At 67.1% G+C, this 17,786-nt stretch carries 18 protein-coding genes; 12 read left to right on the top strand and 6 right to left on the bottom strand.

Features of this window, described 5'->3' with window-relative positions:
* Positions 1–51 precede the first annotated feature (51 nt).
* The 3 genes from ahpD to AC1DQK_RS17085 all read left to right on the top strand — a co-directional run bounded on the left by ahpD (position 52) and on the right by AC1DQK_RS17085 (position 1,782).
* The gene (gene ahpD, locus AC1DQK_RS17095) at positions 52–573 is read left to right on the top strand and encodes an alkylhydroperoxidase, AhpD family (protein ID WP_477872703.1); all 522 of its coding nucleotides are present in this window, start codon (positions 52–54) and stop codon (positions 571–573) included.
* A 142-nt stretch (positions 574–715) separates the two neighbouring features.
* Positions 716–1,447, top strand: a complete 732-nt coding sequence (epsC, locus tag AC1DQK_RS17090; RefSeq protein WP_477872701.1) for a serine O-acetyltransferase EpsC — start codon at positions 716–718, stop codon at positions 1,445–1,447.
* Positions 1,447–1,782 (top strand): DUF2794 domain-containing protein, encoded by a 336-nt coding sequence (locus AC1DQK_RS17085; RefSeq protein WP_477872699.1) that lies wholly within the window; start codon positions 1,447–1,449, stop codon positions 1,780–1,782. Before epsC ends, AC1DQK_RS17085 begins: the two co-directional genes overlap by 1 nt.
* A 126-nt stretch (positions 1,783–1,908) precedes the next feature.
* On the opposite strand, the gene AC1DQK_RS17080 is transcribed toward AC1DQK_RS17085, so the two are convergent.
* From AC1DQK_RS17080 to AC1DQK_RS17065, 4 genes are all read right to left on the bottom strand, one after another.
* Positions 1,909–2,973, bottom strand: coding sequence for a hypothetical protein (locus tag AC1DQK_RS17080; RefSeq protein WP_477872697.1), 1,065 nt, complete (start codon positions 2,971–2,973; stop codon positions 1,909–1,911).
* Between the two features lie 199 nt (positions 2,974–3,172).
* Positions 3,173–3,871 carry a phosphate regulon transcriptional regulator PhoB gene (gene phoB / locus AC1DQK_RS17075; protein ID WP_477872695.1) on the bottom strand — a complete coding sequence of 233 codons (699 nt, stop codon included), beginning with the start codon at positions 3,869–3,871 and terminating at the stop codon, positions 3,173–3,175.
* Positions 3,871–4,569 carry a phosphate signaling complex protein PhoU gene (phoU, locus tag AC1DQK_RS17070; RefSeq protein ID WP_477872693.1) on the bottom strand — a complete coding sequence of 233 codons (699 nt, stop codon included), beginning with the start codon at positions 4,567–4,569 and terminating at the stop codon, positions 3,871–3,873. Before phoU ends, phoB begins: the two co-directional genes overlap by 1 nt.
* Positions 4,570–4,638: 69 nt before the next feature.
* Positions 4,639–5,898 carry an ATP-binding protein gene (locus AC1DQK_RS17065; protein WP_477872691.1) on the bottom strand — a complete coding sequence of 420 codons (1,260 nt, stop codon included), beginning with the start codon at positions 5,896–5,898 and terminating at the stop codon, positions 4,639–4,641.
* 139 nt (positions 5,899–6,037) lie between these two features.
* Here AC1DQK_RS17065 and AC1DQK_RS17060 point away from each other — a divergent pair, with 139 nt between their 5' ends.
* From AC1DQK_RS17060 to AC1DQK_RS17035, 6 genes are all read left to right on the top strand, one after another.
* Positions 6,038–6,460, top strand: a complete 423-nt coding sequence (locus AC1DQK_RS17060) for a hypothetical protein (protein WP_477872689.1) — start codon at positions 6,038–6,040, stop codon at positions 6,458–6,460.
* An 18-nt stretch (positions 6,461–6,478) separates the two neighbouring features.
* Positions 6,479–6,763 (top strand): HPr-rel-A system PqqD family peptide chaperone, encoded by a 285-nt coding sequence (locus AC1DQK_RS17055; protein WP_477872687.1) that lies wholly within the window; start codon positions 6,479–6,481, stop codon positions 6,761–6,763.
* Positions 6,760–7,629 carry an HprK-related kinase A gene (locus AC1DQK_RS17050; RefSeq protein ID WP_477872919.1) on the top strand — a complete coding sequence of 290 codons (870 nt, stop codon included), beginning with the start codon at positions 6,760–6,762 and terminating at the stop codon, positions 7,627–7,629. The genes AC1DQK_RS17055 and AC1DQK_RS17050 overlap by 4 nt, the downstream gene beginning before the upstream one ends.
* Positions 7,626–8,639: a nucleotidyltransferase domain-containing protein gene (locus AC1DQK_RS17045; protein ID WP_477872685.1), complete on the top strand. Its 1,014-nt coding sequence runs from the start codon at positions 7,626–7,628 to the stop codon at positions 8,637–8,639. Before AC1DQK_RS17050 ends, AC1DQK_RS17045 begins: the two co-directional genes overlap by 4 nt.
* The gene (locus AC1DQK_RS17040) at positions 8,636–9,955 is read left to right on the top strand and encodes an anthranilate synthase component I family protein (protein ID WP_477872683.1); all 1,320 of its coding nucleotides are present in this window, start codon (positions 8,636–8,638) and stop codon (positions 9,953–9,955) included. Before AC1DQK_RS17045 ends, AC1DQK_RS17040 begins: the two co-directional genes overlap by 4 nt.
* Before the next feature lie 95 nt (positions 9,956–10,050).
* Positions 10,051–10,677: a TetR/AcrR family transcriptional regulator gene (locus AC1DQK_RS17035; protein WP_477872681.1), complete on the top strand. Its 627-nt coding sequence runs from the start codon at positions 10,051–10,053 to the stop codon at positions 10,675–10,677.
* Positions 10,678–10,713: 36 nt separating this feature from the next.
* On the opposite strand, the gene AC1DQK_RS17030 is transcribed toward AC1DQK_RS17035, so the two are convergent.
* Entirely contained in the window at positions 10,714–11,166 is a 453-nt protein-coding gene (locus tag AC1DQK_RS17030; protein WP_477872679.1) for a MarR family winged helix-turn-helix transcriptional regulator, read from the bottom strand.
* Between the two features lie 73 nt (positions 11,167–11,239).
* On the opposite strand from AC1DQK_RS17030, the gene hppD reads away from it, so the two are divergent.
* The 3 genes from hppD to fahA are packed head-to-tail and all read left to right on the top strand — an operon-like array spanning position 11,240 to position 14,908.
* Positions 11,240–12,319 (top strand): 4-hydroxyphenylpyruvate dioxygenase, encoded by a 1,080-nt coding sequence (gene hppD / locus AC1DQK_RS17025; RefSeq protein ID WP_477872677.1) that lies wholly within the window; start codon positions 11,240–11,242, stop codon positions 12,317–12,319.
* Positions 12,320–12,362: 43 nt separating this feature from the next.
* A complete protein-coding gene (gene hmgA / locus AC1DQK_RS17020; RefSeq protein WP_477872675.1) occupies positions 12,363–13,634 on the top strand; it encodes a homogentisate 1,2-dioxygenase in 1,272 nt (423 codons plus the stop codon).
* Positions 13,631–14,908 carry a fumarylacetoacetase gene (fahA, locus tag AC1DQK_RS17015; protein ID WP_477872673.1) on the top strand — a complete coding sequence of 426 codons (1,278 nt, stop codon included), beginning with the start codon at positions 13,631–13,633 and terminating at the stop codon, positions 14,906–14,908. Before hmgA ends, fahA begins: the two co-directional genes overlap by 4 nt.
* A gap of 4 nt (positions 14,909–14,912) precedes the next feature.
* Here the strand turns inward: fahA and AC1DQK_RS17010 are convergent, their stop codons facing one another.
* Positions 14,913–17,624, bottom strand: a complete 2,712-nt coding sequence (locus AC1DQK_RS17010; RefSeq protein WP_477872671.1) for a TonB-dependent receptor — start codon at positions 17,622–17,624, stop codon at positions 14,913–14,915.
* Between the last annotated feature and the right edge of the window lie 162 nt (positions 17,625–17,786).

Raw genomic sequence — 17,786 nt, 5'->3', positions numbered from 1 at the left:
CGGACCTCCGCGCCCCTTTTTTGTTCGAGTCTTCCCAACAGGAGCCCCCCCATGTCCCTCAAGGAATTTGCCGACGCGCTGCCGGACTATGCAAAGGATATCCGGCTCAACGTCGGCTCGCTGCTCAGCGACCAGACGCTGAGCGACCAGCGCAAATATGGGTTGCTGCTCGCCTGCGCCCACGGCAGCGGCTACAAGCCGATCGTCGACGCCGCAGAGGCCGAGGTGGTGGGCAAGCTGACCCCCGAAGCGGCGAACGCCGCCCGCGCATCGGCCGCCGTCATGGCGATGAACAATGTCTATTACCGCTTCGTCCATCTCGCCTCGAACAAGGAATATGGGCAGATGCCGGCCAAGCTCAGGATGAACGTGATCGGCTCGCCCGGCATCGAGAAGGTCGACTTCGAACTGTTCAGCCTCGCCGTTTCGGCGATGAACGGGTGCGGACTGTGCATCGACAGCCATGAGAAGGTGCTGCGCCAGCACGAGGTCGCCAGCGACGTGATCCAGACCGCCGCGCGCGTCGGGGCCGTGATCAAGGCGGCCGCGACGGTTCACGCAACCGCGGCCTGAGCAGGAATCCTCCCTCTCCGGGGGAGGATTTTCCCTGCCAGATAAGCCCAGCCTATCACGTACCGCTCAGGAACATCTTTCCAGCACGGAACGGTCGTCCTATATTGGCGGTTCGCGCTGCGTGGTCCCTGAAGGAAGGCCGATGTTCGACGGACTGATTTCCTATCTCGACTCGATCAAGGCCCGGGATCCCGCGCCGCGCTCGCGCTGGGAGGTTTTGCTCTATCCCGGCGTCCTGGCGCTGGGTCTGCACCGCATCGCGCACTGGCTGTTCCAGGCGGAACTCTATTTCCTCGCCAGGCTGGTGAACCACTTCTCGCGGATGATCACCGCGATCGACATTCATCCCGGCGCACAGATCGGCCGCAACTTCTTCATCGATCATGGCTTCGTCGTGATCGGCGAGACCGCGGTGGTCGGCGACGACGTCACCATCTACCAGGGCGCCACGCTCGGCGGCACCAACCCGACCAGCGGCGAAGGCGGCAAGCGCCACCCGACCATCGGCGACGGCGCGATCGTCAGCCTGGGCGCGGCGATCCTCGGCCCGATCACGATCGGCCGGCGCGCGCGGGTCGGCGCGAATGCCGTCGTTACCCGCGATGTCGCGGAGGGCCAGGTGGTCGTGGGCATCCCCGCCAAACCGATGCTGGTCGATGCCCGTGAATATCAGCGCGGTTTCGTGCCCTATGGCACGCCGTGCAGCGAACGCTTCGATCCCCAGACCCAGCAGCTCGAGATATTGCGCTGCGAGCTGGAGACATTGCGGGGCCGCATCGCGATGCTGATCGACGAACGCGATGCCGCACGGGAAAAGATTGCGGAAGCCAAGATTGCTGAGGCGAAAATCACCGGGGACCGTGAACGCGCCTGATGGGCACGGTATCTCCCTTCCCGGGAAAGCCGTTGCAGATCGGCTTCGACCGTCTCGAACTCTCTCGCATCCTTGATCTGTACGGCCGCATGGTCTCCGCCGGCCTGTGGCGTGACTATGCGATCGATCTCGGCCGCGACGCCGCGTCGTTCGCGGCATTCCGCCGCACCGCCGAGCGGCCCGAATACCGCATCGAGAAACGCCCCGCCCTGCGTAACCGCCAGGGCATGTGGGCGCTGATCGGCGAAGGCGGCGCCATCCTCAAGCGCGGGCCGGAACTCGGCCCGGTGCTGGCGCCGGTCGAGCGGCGGCTGATGAAGCTGGTGAGCGAGTAATCGGCACGCGCGGCTCGTAAATCCTCGTCATCCTGAACTTGTTTCAGGATCCACCCCTTCTCCTGGTTTTCATCCGGGTGGATGCGTGGATGCTGAAACAAGTTCAGCATGACGAGAATAGCTGAATCAGGCCGCCACGCGCCTGTCCGTCACCGGCAGCCGCACCGCCATGTCCGCCGGCAGCAGCCCCACCACGAAGCGGCGGGCGCCGGTCCAGAAGGCGGAGAGCAGCAGCAGCGCGGAACCGATGATCAGCGCCGTGAGGCCGAAGGAGAGGTCGACCACGCCGCTCTGCTCGATCAGGCTCGACAGCGCATAGAGCACATAGATGAGCGCCGACACCATCAGCGCGCGGCGGTCGATCGCCAGCGCCACGAAACCGAGTCCGATATACAGCAGGACGACGATCGCGGCCTGCGCGGGCGCGGCGGTACCCTCGAGCATGCCCATCATCGCGAAGATCGGATGGACCAGCATCGGCGCGGCCAGCAGGTGCAGCCAGAAGGCGACGTCGGAGCGGCGGGTGGTGCGTGTCCGATCGCTCATGTCCCACCACATCGCCAGCGCGAACACGGCGAACCCGGCGAGCAGCATCAGCTTGAGGACATGCTCGCCCAGGCCCGGCACCGCCGCGACGGCGAGCGCGAGCAGCAGGCCGGCGAGCGCCGCCGCCCCCGCGGCCACCGTGATCGGCACCTGGAAACGGCGCCAGTGTAGCCAGACCGCGCCCGCCGTCAGCGCCGCCGCGCCGGCCATGACGAGCGCCATCGTCCGTTCATCGCCCGACTGTGCACCGGCGATCCCGCCGAACAGCACGGAAAAACCGCCGAATACGCCACCGGCATAGGCAAGCAGCAGGATGATGCTGGGCAGCGCCATGCGCCGCTCACGCGTGAAATATTCGGCAAGCCCCCAGGCCGTGGCGGCGACCGCGAAGCCCCCGACCGGCGCCGGGCCATATTCGGGGGCGAACAGGCGAACCATATTGCCGAGCCAGCCCATCGCCACCAGCATCAGCACCGCCGCAATCGATACGAAGATATCGTTGAAGCCGGTCAGGAGACGGAAGCTCTCCTCGTCCGCCGCCGGTATGGCGCGCAACGCGGCGACATGGCTGCGGAACGACGCCGCGGCCTCCGCGCTGAGCGCCCCCGCCTCGACGGCGCCATCGATATCGCTCTCGCTATACACAGGACTCTCCCGATGATCCGGGGGTGTGATAACATTGCTGTGTTATTATGGCAATACACTCAAGCCCTCTCCGCTCGGGCCGGGTGGCGCACGAAGAGGATTAGCTCGGGATAGGCGGGAGAGGAAACCGCGTGCCCTCACCCTCCCACCGCTGCGCGGCGAGCCCCTCCCTCTCCCCTGAAGGGCGAGGGGTTGAGTTTTAGATCATGCCCTCGCTGTCCAGCGCGTAGCCGGCGGAGCGGACGGTGCGGATAACGTCGGGAGCATCGGCGAGGTTGATCGCCTTGCGGAGCCGGCGGATGTGCACGTCGACAGTGCGCGGCTCGATGTCGCTGTCCCGCCCCCAGACCGAATCCAGCAGCCGCTCGCGCGAGAAGACGCGGCCGGGATGTTCGAGGAAATGCCTGAGCAGCCGGAACTCGGTCGGCCCGAGCATGATCGGGCTGCCGCCGCGGCGCACGCGGTGGCTGGCGGTGTCCATCTCGATATCGGCATAGGCCAGCCGCTCGCCGGCGAGCCCCGGACGCACCCGGCGAAGCACCGCCGCGACCCGGGCGAGCAGTTCGCGCGGACTGAACGGCTTGGTGACATAATCGTCGGCGCCGGTTTCCAGCCCGCGCACGCGATCCTCTTCCTCGCCGCGCGCGGTGAGCATGATGATCGGCACATTGGCCGTGTCGGGCATGCGGCGCAGCCTGCGGCAGACCTCGATGCCCGATACGCCTTCGATCATCCAGTCGAGCAGGACGAGATCGGGCGGCGTCTCGCGGGCGAGCAGGATCGCTTCCTCGCCGTCGCCGGTGCGTTCGACGTCGAAATCCTCGCGTTCAAGATGCCAGCTGACGAGCTCGGCAAGCGCGGCATCATCCTCGACCAGGAGGACGCGCGCACGCGCCATCAGGCGTCTCCGGCGAGGGGGTCCTCGCCCTTCGCCCGCTCGGCCATCTGCTGGCCGGTCGCCGCGAAATAGACCATCTCGGCGACGTTGGTCGCGTGATCGCCGATCCGCTCGATATTCTTGGCGATGAACAGCAGGTGGGTCGACGCGGTGATGTTTTGCGGATTTTCCATCATGTGGGTCAACAGCGTGCGGAACAGGCTGTTGTAGAAGTCGTCGACCGCCCGGTCGCGCGCGGAGACCGCGACCGCGGCATCGGCATCGCGCAGCACGAAGGCATCGAGGACGTTGCGCACCATCTCGGTCGCGACCTTGCCCATTTCCGGCAGCACCGACATCGCCTCCATGCCGCGCGCGTCCTGCAGCAGCGGTGCGCGCTTGGCGATATTCTTGGCATAATCGCCCATGCGCTCGACCACGCCCGCTATCTTCAGCGCGGCTAGGACTTCGCGAAGATCGTCGGCCATCGGCGCGCGCAGCGCTATCAGGCGGACCACCCGGCGTTCGATCTCGGCCTCGAGCTCGTCGATCTTGCGATCGCCCTCGACGATCAGCGCCGCGGATTCCAGGTCCCGGTTGACCAGCGCTTCCAGCGAGCCGGTGATCGCCGCCTCCGCCCTGCCGCCCATTTCCGATATCAGCGCCCGGAGCTGTCCCAGATCCTCGTCGAACGCCTTTACCGTATGTCCCGTTGCCATGGTTTCACTTTCCTTGAGCGCCAGAGGCCAGCGCCGCTTTGACGACGCCTATGGGGGCCGGTTGTTGCACTATGATGACAGCGTATCCGGCGCCGCCATCGGAAATGTGACAGTGACAGCCGTGCCCTCGCCGACCCGCGACGCGATGTCGAGCGTCGCACGATGACGCTCGGCAATGTGTTTGACGATCGCGAGGCCAAGCCCGGTGCCGCCCACCGCGCGGCTGCGTCCGGGATCGACGCGGTAGAAGCGTTCGGTCAGCCGGGGCAGATGCTCCGGCGCGACGCCCTCGCCTTCGTCGACGACACGCAGCCGGACCTTGCTGCCGACCTGCGTGAGCGACACCCGGATCGGCGTACCCGGCCGACCATATTTCAGCGCATTGCCGATGAGATTGTGGAGCAGCTGGCCGATCTGGACACGATCCCCCCGGACCGCCGGCACCGGCTCCACCCGCAGCTCGATGCGGTTCCGGTCGGCCTCGCCGCGCAGACCGGAGCGTATCACCCCCACGACTTCATCGATCACCGGCCCGAGCGCCAGCCCGTTCCGCGGGACGGCGAAGCGGTCCGCCTCGATCCGCGAGAGCGAGATCAGGTCGTCGACGAGTTGCTGCATCCGCTTCGCTTCGCCCAGCATGATCCCGAGGAAGCGCGCGCGGATCGCCGGATCTTCGGCGCCGCCGCCCTCGCCGAGCGTCTCTATGAAGCCCAGGATGGTGGCGAGCGGGGTCCGCAGCTCGTGGCTGGCATTGGCGACGAAATCGACGCGCATGCGTTCGGCGATCCAGCTGTCGGTGCGATCGCGCAGCGTCACCAGCCTGTTGCCTCCGGCAAGCCGGCGCACCGTCATCGCCCACCGCCGGTCAGGCTCGCCCAGCCCGGCGATTTCGACCGGTGTCTCGGTTTCACGATCGGCCGCGACCAGCTCCGCGGCGACAGGATGGCGGAGCGCCAGCCGGAAATCGCCTTCGACCTTCTCGGCGCCGAACAGCCGGCGGGCGGCGGCATTGGCATGGGTTATGCGCTGGCCATCGAGGATCAGCAGGACATCGTCGACGGCATCGATCAGTTCTTCGGTGCGATCCGCCATGTCGACCGCCGGGGCGGGCGGCAGCGCGGCCGATGCAGCCTCCCAGCGGCGCGCGCGCCAGGCGAAGCCCGCCGCGACGAGCCCGGCCACGGCCGCTGCCATCAGGGGGGCCGACAGCAGCAGGGCAGCCCCTGCGACGACCAGAAGCGCGGCGACGCTGCGCAGGATCGGCCGGTCCGCCATGCGGCCGGTGATCGCGGCGTCCTGCCCGGGAGGCGGCAAGGGTTCGTGCTTCATCAGACCCCCTTTATAACCGAATTGTGAAATCTATCGGACATATAAGCTGTCGCTCGCGCCCGCCCAGCATCATTCTGGCACTCGCATCGAAACCGGATCGGCGGTAAGACGAGCGCGCCTGGGGCGTGTGGGGGTGATTATGCGTGACGAGGACGAACAGCCGGAAGGCGGCGCGCACCGCGCAGACCAGGCCCAGACACGCCGTGCGATGCTGCGGATCGGTGCGCTCGGCACCGCCGCGGTGGTCACGATTCGCCCGGGCATCGCCCAGGCCGCAACATCGCTGCTCACCTGTTCGGTACCGGTCCCCGACAGCGCCAACGCCGACAAGTGGATCAAGTCGGATGGAACGCTGGTGAAAAAGAACAGCAAGGATTCCTTCGCGCCCCCGTCGGCGCCTCTGCGTGGCGAGGATGTCAAGAATTCACTGAAATATGGGACGGATTATCCGGGCTACAGCGGGGCGCAGACCGATGCCTATAACGCTTATATCCAGAAGCTGAGCATCGGGAAGCAGGGCTATACCTGCTATGCCTCGCTACAGAGCCCCAGCCGTCAATAGGCCCGCAGGCATGGCTGAATGGTGACCGAAGCGCTCTACCGAAGCGATTTCCTCCATCATTGCCGGACGCACGCGATCGACGGGATGCTGCTCGTCTTCCACAGGCCTTCGGGGACGACGCATTTCCTGGCCAGTCCCGTGCCCGAGATGCTCGAATTGCTGGCGGAAGCCCCGTCGGATTCAGCCGGCCTGTGCCGCCGCCTGTGCGAGCGGCTCGACGTACCGCAGGACGACGAGGCGCTTGCGGTCGTCGCGGCGCGGCTGCGGGACCTGGTCGCCAGTGGCCTGGTGCAGGCCGCCTGATGCACGAGATCAAGCTTCGGGTCGGCACCATTTCCTATCGCGTCGCTTCGCCCTGGCTGGCGCCCGTTGCAGCGCTGCGCCGGCTCTATGCCGGCTATCCCGCGCCCGAGGACGGCATCGCCACGGTGACGGCGCGGATCGGCCCGCCGGCGCGCTGGCGGCGCTGGATCCGCCCGCAGGTTGGCATCGAAGGCGATCACAGCCTGCCGGACACGGTCCCGATGGCGTTGCGCCACGCGCTGCTCGCCGCCGAGATGGCGATGAACATGCAGGTCGCGCTCGGCGAACGCCGCCATCTGCTGCTGCACGCCTCGGCTGTCGAGCGCGGCGGCAAGGCCCTGATCATGCCAGGGGAGTCCGGCTCCGGAAAATCGACGCTGGCGGCCCTGCTCGGCGAGGCCGGCTGGCGGCTGATGGCCGACGAGTTCGTGATGATCGACCTCGCGAGCGGCATGGCGCTGCCCTTCCCGCGCGCGATCAGCCTGAAGAACAGCGCGATCGCCGAAATGGTCGGCCGGATCGCCGACCCGGGCCGTTTCGGCCCGCAGCTGAGCGCCACGCCCAAAGGGGAGCTGCGCCATCTGCGTCCCAATGCCGACGCGATATCGCGGATGGACGAGCCGGCGGTGCCCGCGCTGATCCTGTTTCCGTCCTTCGGCTTCGAGGCCGCGAGCGAGGGCGTCAGCCGCTCCGAACTGTTCATGCGGCTCACCGAGGGCTCAACCAACTATGTCGCGCTCGGACTGCCCGGCTTCGAAGCGCTGCTCCGCCTTGCCCAAAGCGTGCCATCCGCGCGCTTCGCTTATCCGGACAGTGATAGCGGCATCGCCATCGTCGAGCAGTTCTGCGCCGAGGCCGGGATATGAGGGACGCGCGCGCGCTTGCGGCCGCGCTCGCCGATCCGGTGTCGGTGCTGGCCTTCTCGTCCGATGACTGGACCAGCCTGCTGGCCATCGCGCGGGCCGAGCGCCTTGACGGCAGCCTCGCCTTCCGGCTGGCGGACCTGCCGCTGCCGCCGGTCGTGCTCCGGGCGCTGGAAGATGCCCGTGCGCAGGCCGAGTTCGGCCAGACCCAGGCGCTGTGGGAGGTTGAGACGGCGCGGCGCGTGTTGGCGCCGATCGGCATCGCGCCGATCCTGCTCAAGGGCAGCGCCTTCGCCTTCGCCCGACTGCCCGCCGGAATAGGGCGGCTCGTCGGCGATCTCGACATCCTCGTGCCGCGCGACAGGATCGACGATGCCGAAGCGGCGCTGCTCGCAGCGGGCTTCGAATGGGTCAAGAATGACGATTATACCCAGCTTTACTATAGGCGGTGGATGCACGAACTGCCGCCGCTGGTGCATCGCGAACGGGGCAGCATGATCGACGTCCATCACACCATCCTGCCGCCGACCGCCCGGCGCACCCCCGACGCCGCGGCGCTGATCGGGGACAGCATCGAGATCGCGCCGTCGCTGCGCATCCTCAGCCCCCCCGACATGATCATCCACGCGGTGGCGCACCTGCTGGCCGACGGGGACCTCGCCGGCGGCCTGCGCAATCTGTGGGACATCGACCGGCTGCTGCGGCTGTTCGCGGCCAGCGCCGATTTCTGGAAGGCTCTGGAGCGCCGTGCCGCGCTCCACGAGATGCGCGAACCGCTCGGCCTGGCGCTGCGGCTTGCCGACCGCATCTTCGCCACGCCGGTCGAGCCGCGCCTCGCAGGCTATGACCGGATGCGCGATGGCCTGTTCGTCCGGAGGCTGCTTGCGCGCGACGGCTGGGGACGACCGACGCGGCCGATCAACCGGCTGGGCTTCTACATCCGCTCGCACTGGATGCGGATGCCACCGCTGATGCTGGCGCGACATCTGTGGATCAAGGCGCGCGCGACATGACGGCGGATGACCTGCTGGTCCGCGAGCTGGGCTGGATCGAGCCCGCCGAGATGTTCGCGCGACTGTCCGGCCAGGCCGGCATCGCCTTTCTCGACAGCGCCGCAGCCGGCGATCCACGCTCGACATGCTCCTACATCGCGGTCGATCCGGCCGAGGAGATACGGCTCGACACCGCCTCCATGGACGAAGCGCTCGCGGCGTTGCGGCGGCTGCACGTGCCGGCGGCGGCCTCGGCGCCGCTGCCGTTCAGCGGCGGCCTGATCGGATTGCTGTCCTATGACCTCGGCCCGAGCGCGCTCGGGGTGACAAGCCGCCATGCCCCCGACCCGGAACTGCCCGCGCTGGTGGTGCGGCGCTATGATCTGGTGCTCGGCTTCGATCATGCCGCCCGCCGTGCCTGGGGCTTTGCCCGGCCGCGCGGCACGCTGCGGGCGGAGGAGCGGCTCGCGCGGTTGCTCGATATCGCGGCGGAACCGCTGCCGGCCTGTCCCACCGCGCTCGCATGGACCGAGGAGACGAGCCCGGAGCGTCACGCGGAGATGCTCGCGGCGGTTCTCGGCTATCTGCGCGCAGGCGACATCTACCAGGCCAACATCAGCACGCGCTTCACGGCACCGCGTCCGCCCGGCTTCTCGCCCGCCGCCGCCTATCTCGCCCTGCGAGACCGCACCCCGGCACCCTTCTCCGCCTATCTCGACCTCGGCGACGGCGGCAGCCTGCTCAGCGCGTCGCCCGAACGCTTCGTCCGCTGCGATCCGGCCGGGCGAATCGAGACACGGCCGATCAAGGGAACCGCGCTGCGGTCCAGCGATCCCGACGAGGATCGCCGCAACGGCGAGCGCCTCGCTGGATCGCCCAAGGACCATGCCGAGAATCTGATGATCTGCGACCTGCTGCGCAACGACCTCTCCATCGTTGCCGAGGAAGGCAGCGTCACCGTCTCGCAGGTCGCCCAACTCGAGGGCTTCGCATCGGTCTGGCACCTCGTCTCGGCGATTCATGCCCAGCTGCGCCGCGGAAAGGATGCGATCGATCTGCTGGCCGCGACCTTTCCCGGCGGATCGATCACGGGCGCCCCCAAGCGCCGGGCGGTGGAGATTATCGACGCGATCGAGGCCTCAGCGCGCGGCCCGTTCTTCGGAATCCTGTTCGCGCTGGCGGACGATGGGGCATTGGACAGTTCGATCGTGATCCGGTCGATCGCCGCGACGCCGTCCCGCCTGATAGCGCGGGCTGGCGGCGGCATCGTCGCGGACAGCATAGCCGCCGCCGAATATGCCGAACTGCGCGCCAAGATCGATCCCGTTCTGGGATAGCCTCCCGGCGCGCGCAATTGCCATTGGCCGGAAGCCCGGTTGAATCGGCCGTACCGATCTGTTACATAGACTGTGTTGACAAGGATGGACCGCCTGTGCCTGCACCCAAGAACAGCCCCTGTTGCGATAGCGATGGTGCGGGAACCAAGAAGACCGCCGCTACCCGCGTGTTCGAGGCGGCGCGCGACCTGTTCTATCATCGCGGGATTCGGGCCGTCGGCGTGGACGAGATCGTCTGCAAGGCGGGCGTCACCAAGCCGAGCCTGTATCGCGCCTTCGCATCGAAGGACGATCTGGTTGCCGCCTGCCTCGAAGAGAGCGGCCGCGAGAATCGGGCGGCTCTCGACATCGCCGTAGAGCAGGCCGGAGCCGACCCCCGCGATCAGTTGCGGGCCATAGTGCGTCATTTCGCGACCAAGATCGCTGCGCCCGATTTCCGGGGCTGCCCGATGAGCAATACCGCCGTTGAAATCCCCGAGCCCGGCCATCCCGGTCGCGCCGTGCTCGAAAGCTGCAAGGCCGAAATGCGGACGAGGGTGGCCGAGGTCACCCGGCGCATGGACATCGCCCGTCCCGATGAACTCGCCGATGGTCTCGTGCTGATCATCGAGGGCGGCATGGCGGCCCATCATATTTTCGGCAGCCAGGGGCCTTGCGCGGCAATGACCGCGACCACCGACGCGCTGATCGAAGCGCATAGCAGGACGCAGATCAGCGCATAGACGCTCGAATCCTCCCGCCACGCTGCGGGGGTGCCGCTATGGGTGACCGACCTCCAGCGCGCGCATCTCGATCGCGTGCAGCATCGCCATGAAGCGATCGAGCTCCTCGGGCACGAAGCTCGCAAAGATCCGCTCCTCATATTCCAGCGCCTTGGGCGCGACCTCCGCGTAGAGCGCCTGCCCGGCATTGGTCAGCGCGAGCAGCCGCGACCGGCGGTCGGCGCGGTTTGGCGCGCGCGCGATCAGGCCACGGTCGACCAGCGCGATCGCCGCGCGGCTGACCGTAACCTTGTCCATCCGCGTCGCGGTGCAGATGCCCTGCTGGGTGATGCCGTCATTCTCGGCGACCACCGCGATCACCCGCCATTCGGGAATGGTCAGGCCGAACAGAGCCTCATAGGCGCTCGCGATCACATCGCTGACGACGTTGGAGGTGACCGACAGGCGGTATGGGATGAAATGATCGAGGATGAGACGTTTCGGGGCCATGCGTGTTGGTAACATTTGACACGACTCACCGCAAATCCGATAATCGTTTCAAATGTTACTGATGGAGGCGGCCATGACCGATTCGCATCTCGAGCCCCACCACAATCCCCTTGGCCTCGACGGGTTCGAGTTCGTCGAGTTCACCGGTCCCGATCCAGAGGCCCTGGCAGCCCTGTTCCAGGCAATGGGCTTCACCCATCTCGGCAATCATCGCTCGAAGAATGTCCGCCGCTACAATCAGGGCGACATAAACTTCATCCTCAACATGGACCCGACCGGCCAGGCCGCGGACTTCCGCGCCGCGCATGGCCCATCCGCCAACGCGATGGCGTTCCGCGTCCACGATGCCGCCAAGGCCCTCGAAAAGGCCGTCACGCGCGGAGCGAAGGCCGTGCAGAGTCCGGCCGGGCCGATGGAGCTCAACATCCCCGCGATCGAAGGCATCGGCGGCTCCAACCTCTATCTGGTCGATCGCTATGGCGCGCGAGAGATCTACGACGTCGATTTCCGGCCGGTGCCGGGCGCGAAGAAGGATGACCGCTCGGTGGGCCTCCACACGCTCGATCACCTGACCCATAATGTCCATCGCGGGCGAATGGATCATTGGGCGCGGTTCTACGAACGCGTCTTCAACTTCCGCGAGATCCGCTATTTCGATATCGAGGGCAAGGCGACGGCGCTGCTCAGCCGGGCGATGACCGCGCCGGACGACAAGATCCGCATACCGCTCAACGAAAGCCAGGACGAGAACAGCCAGATCGAGGAATTTCTCCGCGAATATCGGGGAGAGGGCATCCAGCACCTGGCACTCGCGACCGACGACATCTTCGCCACCGTGGACGCCCTGCGCGTCAACGGCATTCGTTTCCAGATCAGCCCGGAGAGCTATTTCGACGGCATAGACAAGCGCCTGCCCGGCCATGGCCATGATGTCGGCGAGATGCGCAAGCGCGGTATTTTGATCGACGGTGCCCCCGAAACCGGCGGCGGCCTGTTGTTGCAGATCTTCACCGAGAACATGGTGGGTCCGATCTTCTTCGAGATCATCCAGCGCAAGGGCAATGAGGGCTTCGGCGAGGGCAACTTCAAAGCGCTGTTCGAATCGATCGAAGCCGACCAGATCCGCCGCGGCGTGGTGAAGGCGGATGGTTAAGTGCGAAAGGCCAAACCCCTCCCCTGAAGGGGAGGGGCTGGAAATGGCCGATTACTTCCCGGGCTTCGGCAATCACCTGTCCACCGAGGCGGTTCCCGGCGCGCTGCCGGTAGGCCGGAATTCGCCCCAGCATGTGCCCTTCGGCCTCTATGCGGAGCAGCTTTCCGGCACCGCCTTCACCGCGCCGCGCAGCGAGAATCGGCGCAGCTGGCTCTATCGATTGCGCCCCGCCGCCAACCATCCCCCGTTCAAGCCCTATGGCCGGCCGGGCCTGCTGCGCTCCGCCCCGTTCGACGAGGCGCCGCCTACCCCCAACCGGATGCGGTGGGATCCGCTTCCGCTGCCAGCCGAGCCCACCGACTTCCTCGACGGGCTCGTCAGCATCGCGGGAAATGCCGGCATGGGCGTGCACCTCTTTGGCGCGACCCTGCCGATGGAACGACGAGCCTTTTTCGACGCCGATGGCGAGCTGCTGATCGTGCCGCAGCAGGGCCGGCTGTGCATTGTCACCGAGATGGGGAGGATCGAGATCGAGCCGCTCGAGATCGCCCTCATCCCGCGCGGCGTGCGCTTCAGGGTGGAGCTGCCCGACGGCGCGGCGCGCGGCTATGTCTGCGAGAATTACGGACCGGCCTTCCGCCTGCCGGAACTAGGTCCGATCGGCTCGAACGGCCTCGCCAATCCGCGCGATTTCGAGACGCCGTCGGCCTGGTACGAGGATGTCGACGCGCCGGTCGAACTGATCCAGAAGTTCGAAGGAGCGTTGTGGACGACGATGCTCGATCACTCGCCCTTCGACGTCGTTGCCTGGCACGGCAACCTCGCACCATGCCGCTACGATCTGCGCCGCTTCAACACCATCAACACGGTCAGCTTCGACCATATCGATCCCTCGATCTTCACGGTGCTGACTTCGCCGAGCGGCACCGCCGGCACCGCGAATTGCGACTTCGTGATCTTTCCGCCACGCTGGACCGTAGCCGAGGACAGCTTCCGGCCACCCTGGTTCCACCGCAATGTGATGAGCGAATATATGGGTCTGATCGAAGGCAGCTACGACGCCAAGGCCAGCGGATTCGCGCCGGGCGGCGGATCGCTGCACAACCGAATGTCCGGCCATGGCCCGGATCGAGCGAGCTATGAAGAAGCCATCGCCGCCGACCTCCAGCCCCGCAAGATCGAGGCAACGATGGCCTTCATGTTCGAAAGCCGCGCGGTATTGCGTCCGACCCGCTTCGCGCTCGACACGCCGCTGATGCAGTTCGATTATGACGATGTCTGGTCAGGCTTCGCCAAGGCGGAGCTGCCGCGATGATCGCGATCGATGAGACCCATGATCCGGCGCTGACCAGCTGGGTGCCCGGTGCCGACCGACATGCCGATTTCCCGGTCCAGAACCTGCCTTATGGCATCTTCTCCGTCGACGGCCGCGCTGCGAGGCCTGCCGTGGCGATCGGCGACAAGCTGCTCGACCTGCTCGCGATCACCTGGCTGCTGCCGGTGGAGGTGACCGGGGGCACACTGAACGCCCTGTTCGCCCTCGCGCCGGAGCGGCGGCTGGCGTTGCGCCGCAAGCTCTCCAGCCTGTTGTCCGACGACAGCCACCGCCCTGCCATCGCACCCCACCTCTACGACCAGGGTGCGGTGACGATGCACCTGCCCGCCGCGATCGGCGATTACACCGATTTCTATGCCGGCATCCACCACGCCAACAATGTCGGCCGTCAGTTCCGGCCCGACAACCCGCTGCTGCCCAATTATAAATATGTGCCGATCGGCTATCACGGCCGCGCCTCGTCGATCCGGCCATCGGGCGTGCCGGTGGTGCGGCCGCGTGGCCAGCGAAAACCGCCCAATGCCGATACGCCGGTGTTCGGGCCGACCGCACGGCTTGATTTTGAGCTGGAGCTGGGGGTGTGGGTCGGCCGAGGCAATCACCTGGGCGATCCGATACCGATCGCCGAGGCCGCAGATCATATCGCCGGCTTCTGCCTGCTGAACGACTGGTCGGCGCGGGAATTCCAGGCGTGGGAATCCCAGCCGCTCGGCCCCTTCCTGGCCAAGAATTTCCACTCGACGGTGTCGCCCTGGGTCATCACCGCCGAGGCGCTGGCACCGTTCCGCATCGCCCAGCCGCCGCGGCCGGACGGCGATCCCGCGCCGCTTGCCTATCTGTGGGACGAAGCAGATCAGTCAGGTGGCGCGCTGGCCATCGACCTGGCGGCCTATCTGCTCACCGCGAAGATGCGCGAAGCCGGCCTGCCGCCTCACCGCTTGAGCCGGGGCCCGGCGTCGAACATGTACTGGACCGTCGCGCAGCTCGTCACACACCACGCCTCGAACGGCTGCAACCTCAACCCGGGTGACCTGCTGGGCACCGGCACGCTTTCCGCACCCAGCGAAGACGGCTTCGGCAGCATGCTGGAGCTTTCGCGCGGCGGCGCGCAGCCGGTGCTGCTGCCGAATGGCGAAGAGCGCACCTTCCTCGCCGACGGCGACGAGGTGATTCTGACCGCGACCGCCCGCTCGGACGGCTATATCCCGATCGGTTTCGGCGAATGCCGGGCGATGGTGCTGCCGGCGCGGTGATCGGTCAGAAAATCAGCTTCCGGATCTGCAGCCGGATCGTCCGCCCGGCCGGATCGAGATAGCCGGGCTGGTAGCGCAGCGGCGTCGCGCCGGTCGCATCGCGCACCTTCAGATGCGAATCGAACAGATTGTCGATGCGCAGCGATATCCGGGCGCCCTGCGCCCAGCCCTGTTCGATCAGCGACGGGATCTGCGCCAGATTGACGAACAGCCGCGCGTTTACCGATGCGCGCGGCGAGAAGCGCAGGTCGCCGGTCGGTACGCCTGCCGCACCCGTGACGGTGGTTCCGCTTTGCCAGTTGGCGGTCAGCCGCGCGCCGAGGCCGTTGTTCGAATAAGTCGCCTGCGCCTCGAGCTCGTGCCGCGCGGTGCCGCCGCCGGAACCAATCGTGGCGCCGTTGAGCAGATCAAGCACAGGCAAACCCTGGCGGATCAGCACCTCGTCCTTGAAATGCCAAGTGTGAAAGACCGACAGCTGGATGCGTCCGCCCTGACCGCCGCCGCGCCCGCCGAAGCCACCGCCACCGCCACCGCCACCGCGCGCGCGTCCGCCATCACGCGGCGCATCGCCGGCGGGCCGCGTCTCGCCGCGCGCGGCGGCCGCCGCCGCGCGCTGCTCCATCATTCGCTTGGCGCGCGGGCTGTTGCGCATCGCCTCGATCAACGCCTGCGAGGTCTTGAGGCGCTGGCTGAAGGTCAGGCCCCAGCGGAGCTCGCTGCGATCCTGCCGCGCAAAGTTGATCGGACGGCTGTCGATGCGAACCAGATCGCCATCGACATCGCGGATGAAGCGATCGGGGAAGGCAGCCTCGATCGCGGCAGTGGGTTCGGGAAAGCCGGCGATGGCATTGCGGATGCGACTGTTCACATAGCTGGCAGTGAGGGTGAGATCAGCCTTGAACGGCTTGAGTGTGGCACCGATCTTCATCACCCGGCGCCGATCCGCATCCAGCAGGGGGTTGCCGCCGCCCAGCTGGGCGATGTCGACGGTGGTGCCTCGGACATAATCGAAGGTGCGGACATCGGGCGTCAGCACCACCGGGTTGCCGAGCTGCTGGACGCTCGGCGGGTTGCGGTCCTCGCTCATCGAATAGATCAGCGCGATCCCGGTGCGCGGCGTCCAGTTGGCGCCATAGCCCCAGCTGCCCAGCGTGCCAAAGTCGGAATAGCGATCGAACGCCGCATTCACGTTGAGCGACAGGTCGCCGATCGCGGCGAGCACGCCTTCGCGGCGGCTGGCGACCGGCAGGTCGAAGCTGACCCGGCCGGTGAGATCGCGGCGCGACAGCTCGCTCGACGCGGCTATGCCGGAGCGCACCGATGTCGCGTCGAGGCCCAGCGCGCTGGCGCCCGCCTTGAAGCTGGCATTGATGGGTCCGGCCGGCAGGCTCGCCAGCGGGCCGCTCGCCACCAGCTGGACATTGCCGCTGTCCGATTTCGCCCGGGCGCGATCGATAAAGCGCCCGTCGACGCCGAAGGGATTGAGCGACGGGTTCCCCGCAACCAGGCCAGCCTGCAGATCGGAGACATTGGCCCCGCGATCCGTGCGGGTTCGCGTCACGTCGTGATCGTAATTGCCGGTCAGCGACATGCGCCACTTCACGACGTCCTTGTCGAGCGTGAAGCCCAAATGACCGCTGGTGCCGTCGATCCCCTGGGTCAGCGGGCTTGCGCCCAGATAGCGCCGCAGGGTCACGTCCGAACCGAATGGCGAATAAGGATTGCCGGCGGGCAGTGTAAGGCTCGCGCCGGGCAGGCCGCGCAGGGAATCGCTGTCGGTGACATCGAGCGTCGCGTTGATCGTCGCAGCGACCGTGCCGAAGATGTTGCGCGCATAGACCGAGTTGAGGCTGAGCGTCTTCGTCTCCGGCCGGATCGTCCGATAGCGGCCGATATCGGTGACATTGGCGCGATTGGCCGTCGGCACGAAATCGCCGAGCGATGGCGCCCCGTTGGCGGCACCGGCAGGAACGCCTGCGACCGTCACCGGCGCGCCGGCCAGCGCGCTCAGCGCCGGATCGATCTGTGCGCCCGGCGGGATGCCGACGATGTTGCCGACGGTGTCGAACAACTGGCCGCCGCTGCGCGAGATCAGCTTGCGGTCTTCCTCGCTAATCGCCGCGCTCGCCTGATATTCCAGGTTGACGTTGAGCCGCTGGTCGCGGCGGAGGTGGAGCAGGTTGAGCTCGACCTGGCCGCTATTGCCGCCGCCCTGGGTGGTGGTGGCCCCCTCGATTTCCGCCGTGACCGCCCGGAAGCGGCGGCGCAATACGATATTCACGACGCGCTGATCGGCGCTGTAGCCATATTTGAGCGCGACCTCCTCGGGGAGGATGTCGACCCGCTCGATCGCCTCGGCCGGGATGTCGCGGATCTCCGCGAAGCCCGATATGCGACGGCCGTTGAGCAAGGTGACCGGCTGCTCGCCGCCGCGCCCGCGATCGCTGCGCGTCTGCGGGGCCAGTTCCTGGAGCAGTTCGGCGACCGAACTCACCCCGAGGGCCCGGACATCGCCGCTGTTCAACTGCTGCTCCGGCGCGATGTCGCCGATCACCGCGCCCGGCTGCCGCCGCCCGGTGACGACGATCGTTTCGGATTCGTCATAGTCCTGCGCGTCGTCCTGCGGGACCTGCTCGGTGCGGGCAGCGGGCTCGGCATTCTGGGCGAAGACGGCTCCGCCGCAGAGCGACACACCCGCAAGCAGCAGGCGTGCCACCCCAGCATCCGACCATATCCTTACCCGCACCACGCCACTCCCGCCCGAATCACAGATCGAGCGCTCTTAGCCGAAAATATCGACGGGAGATGTCAGCGCCGAAATTGCGGGTCAGATGACGTGGAACAGCAGCAGCCCAATGACGACGATGCCGGGAACGCC

Source organism: Rhizorhabdus sp. P4_G5 (genome assembly GCF_056401065.1).
This window is presented reverse-complemented; position numbering and strand designations above follow the sequence as displayed.

Coding starts and splice junctions, on each gene's coding strand:
- AC1DQK_RS17040 (WP_477872683.1), top strand. CDS start 8,636: ATGACGGCGGATGACCTGCTGGTCCGCGAGCTGGGCTGGATCGAGCCC.
- hppD (WP_477872677.1), top strand. CDS start 11,240: ATGACCGATTCGCATCTCGAGCCCCACCACAATCCCCTTGGCCTCGAC.
- hmgA (WP_477872675.1), top strand. CDS start 12,363: ATGGCCGATTACTTCCCGGGCTTCGGCAATCACCTGTCCACCGAGGCG.
- epsC (WP_477872701.1), top strand. CDS start 716: ATGTTCGACGGACTGATTTCCTATCTCGACTCGATCAAGGCCCGGGAT.
- fahA (WP_477872673.1), top strand. CDS start 13,631: ATGATCGCGATCGATGAGACCCATGATCCGGCGCTGACCAGCTGGGTG.
- AC1DQK_RS17045 (WP_477872685.1), top strand. CDS start 7,626: ATGAGGGACGCGCGCGCGCTTGCGGCCGCGCTCGCCGATCCGGTGTCG.
- AC1DQK_RS17055 (WP_477872687.1), top strand. CDS start 6,479: ATGGTGACCGAAGCGCTCTACCGAAGCGATTTCCTCCATCATTGCCGG.
- AC1DQK_RS17060 (WP_477872689.1), top strand. CDS start 6,038: ATGCGTGACGAGGACGAACAGCCGGAAGGCGGCGCGCACCGCGCAGAC.
- phoB (WP_477872695.1), bottom strand. CDS start 3,871: ATGGCGCGTGCGCGCGTCCTCCTGGTCGAGGATGATGCCGCGCTTGCC.
- AC1DQK_RS17085 (WP_477872699.1), top strand. CDS start 1,447: ATGGGCACGGTATCTCCCTTCCCGGGAAAGCCGTTGCAGATCGGCTTC.
- ahpD (WP_477872703.1), top strand. CDS start 52: ATGTCCCTCAAGGAATTTGCCGACGCGCTGCCGGACTATGCAAAGGAT.
- AC1DQK_RS17065 (WP_477872691.1), bottom strand. CDS start 5,898: ATGAAGCACGAACCCTTGCCGCCTCCCGGGCAGGACGCCGCGATCACC.
- AC1DQK_RS17030 (WP_477872679.1), bottom strand. CDS start 11,166: ATGGCCCCGAAACGTCTCATCCTCGATCATTTCATCCCATACCGCCTG.
- phoU (WP_477872693.1), bottom strand. CDS start 4,569: ATGGCAACGGGACATACGGTAAAGGCGTTCGACGAGGATCTGGGACAG.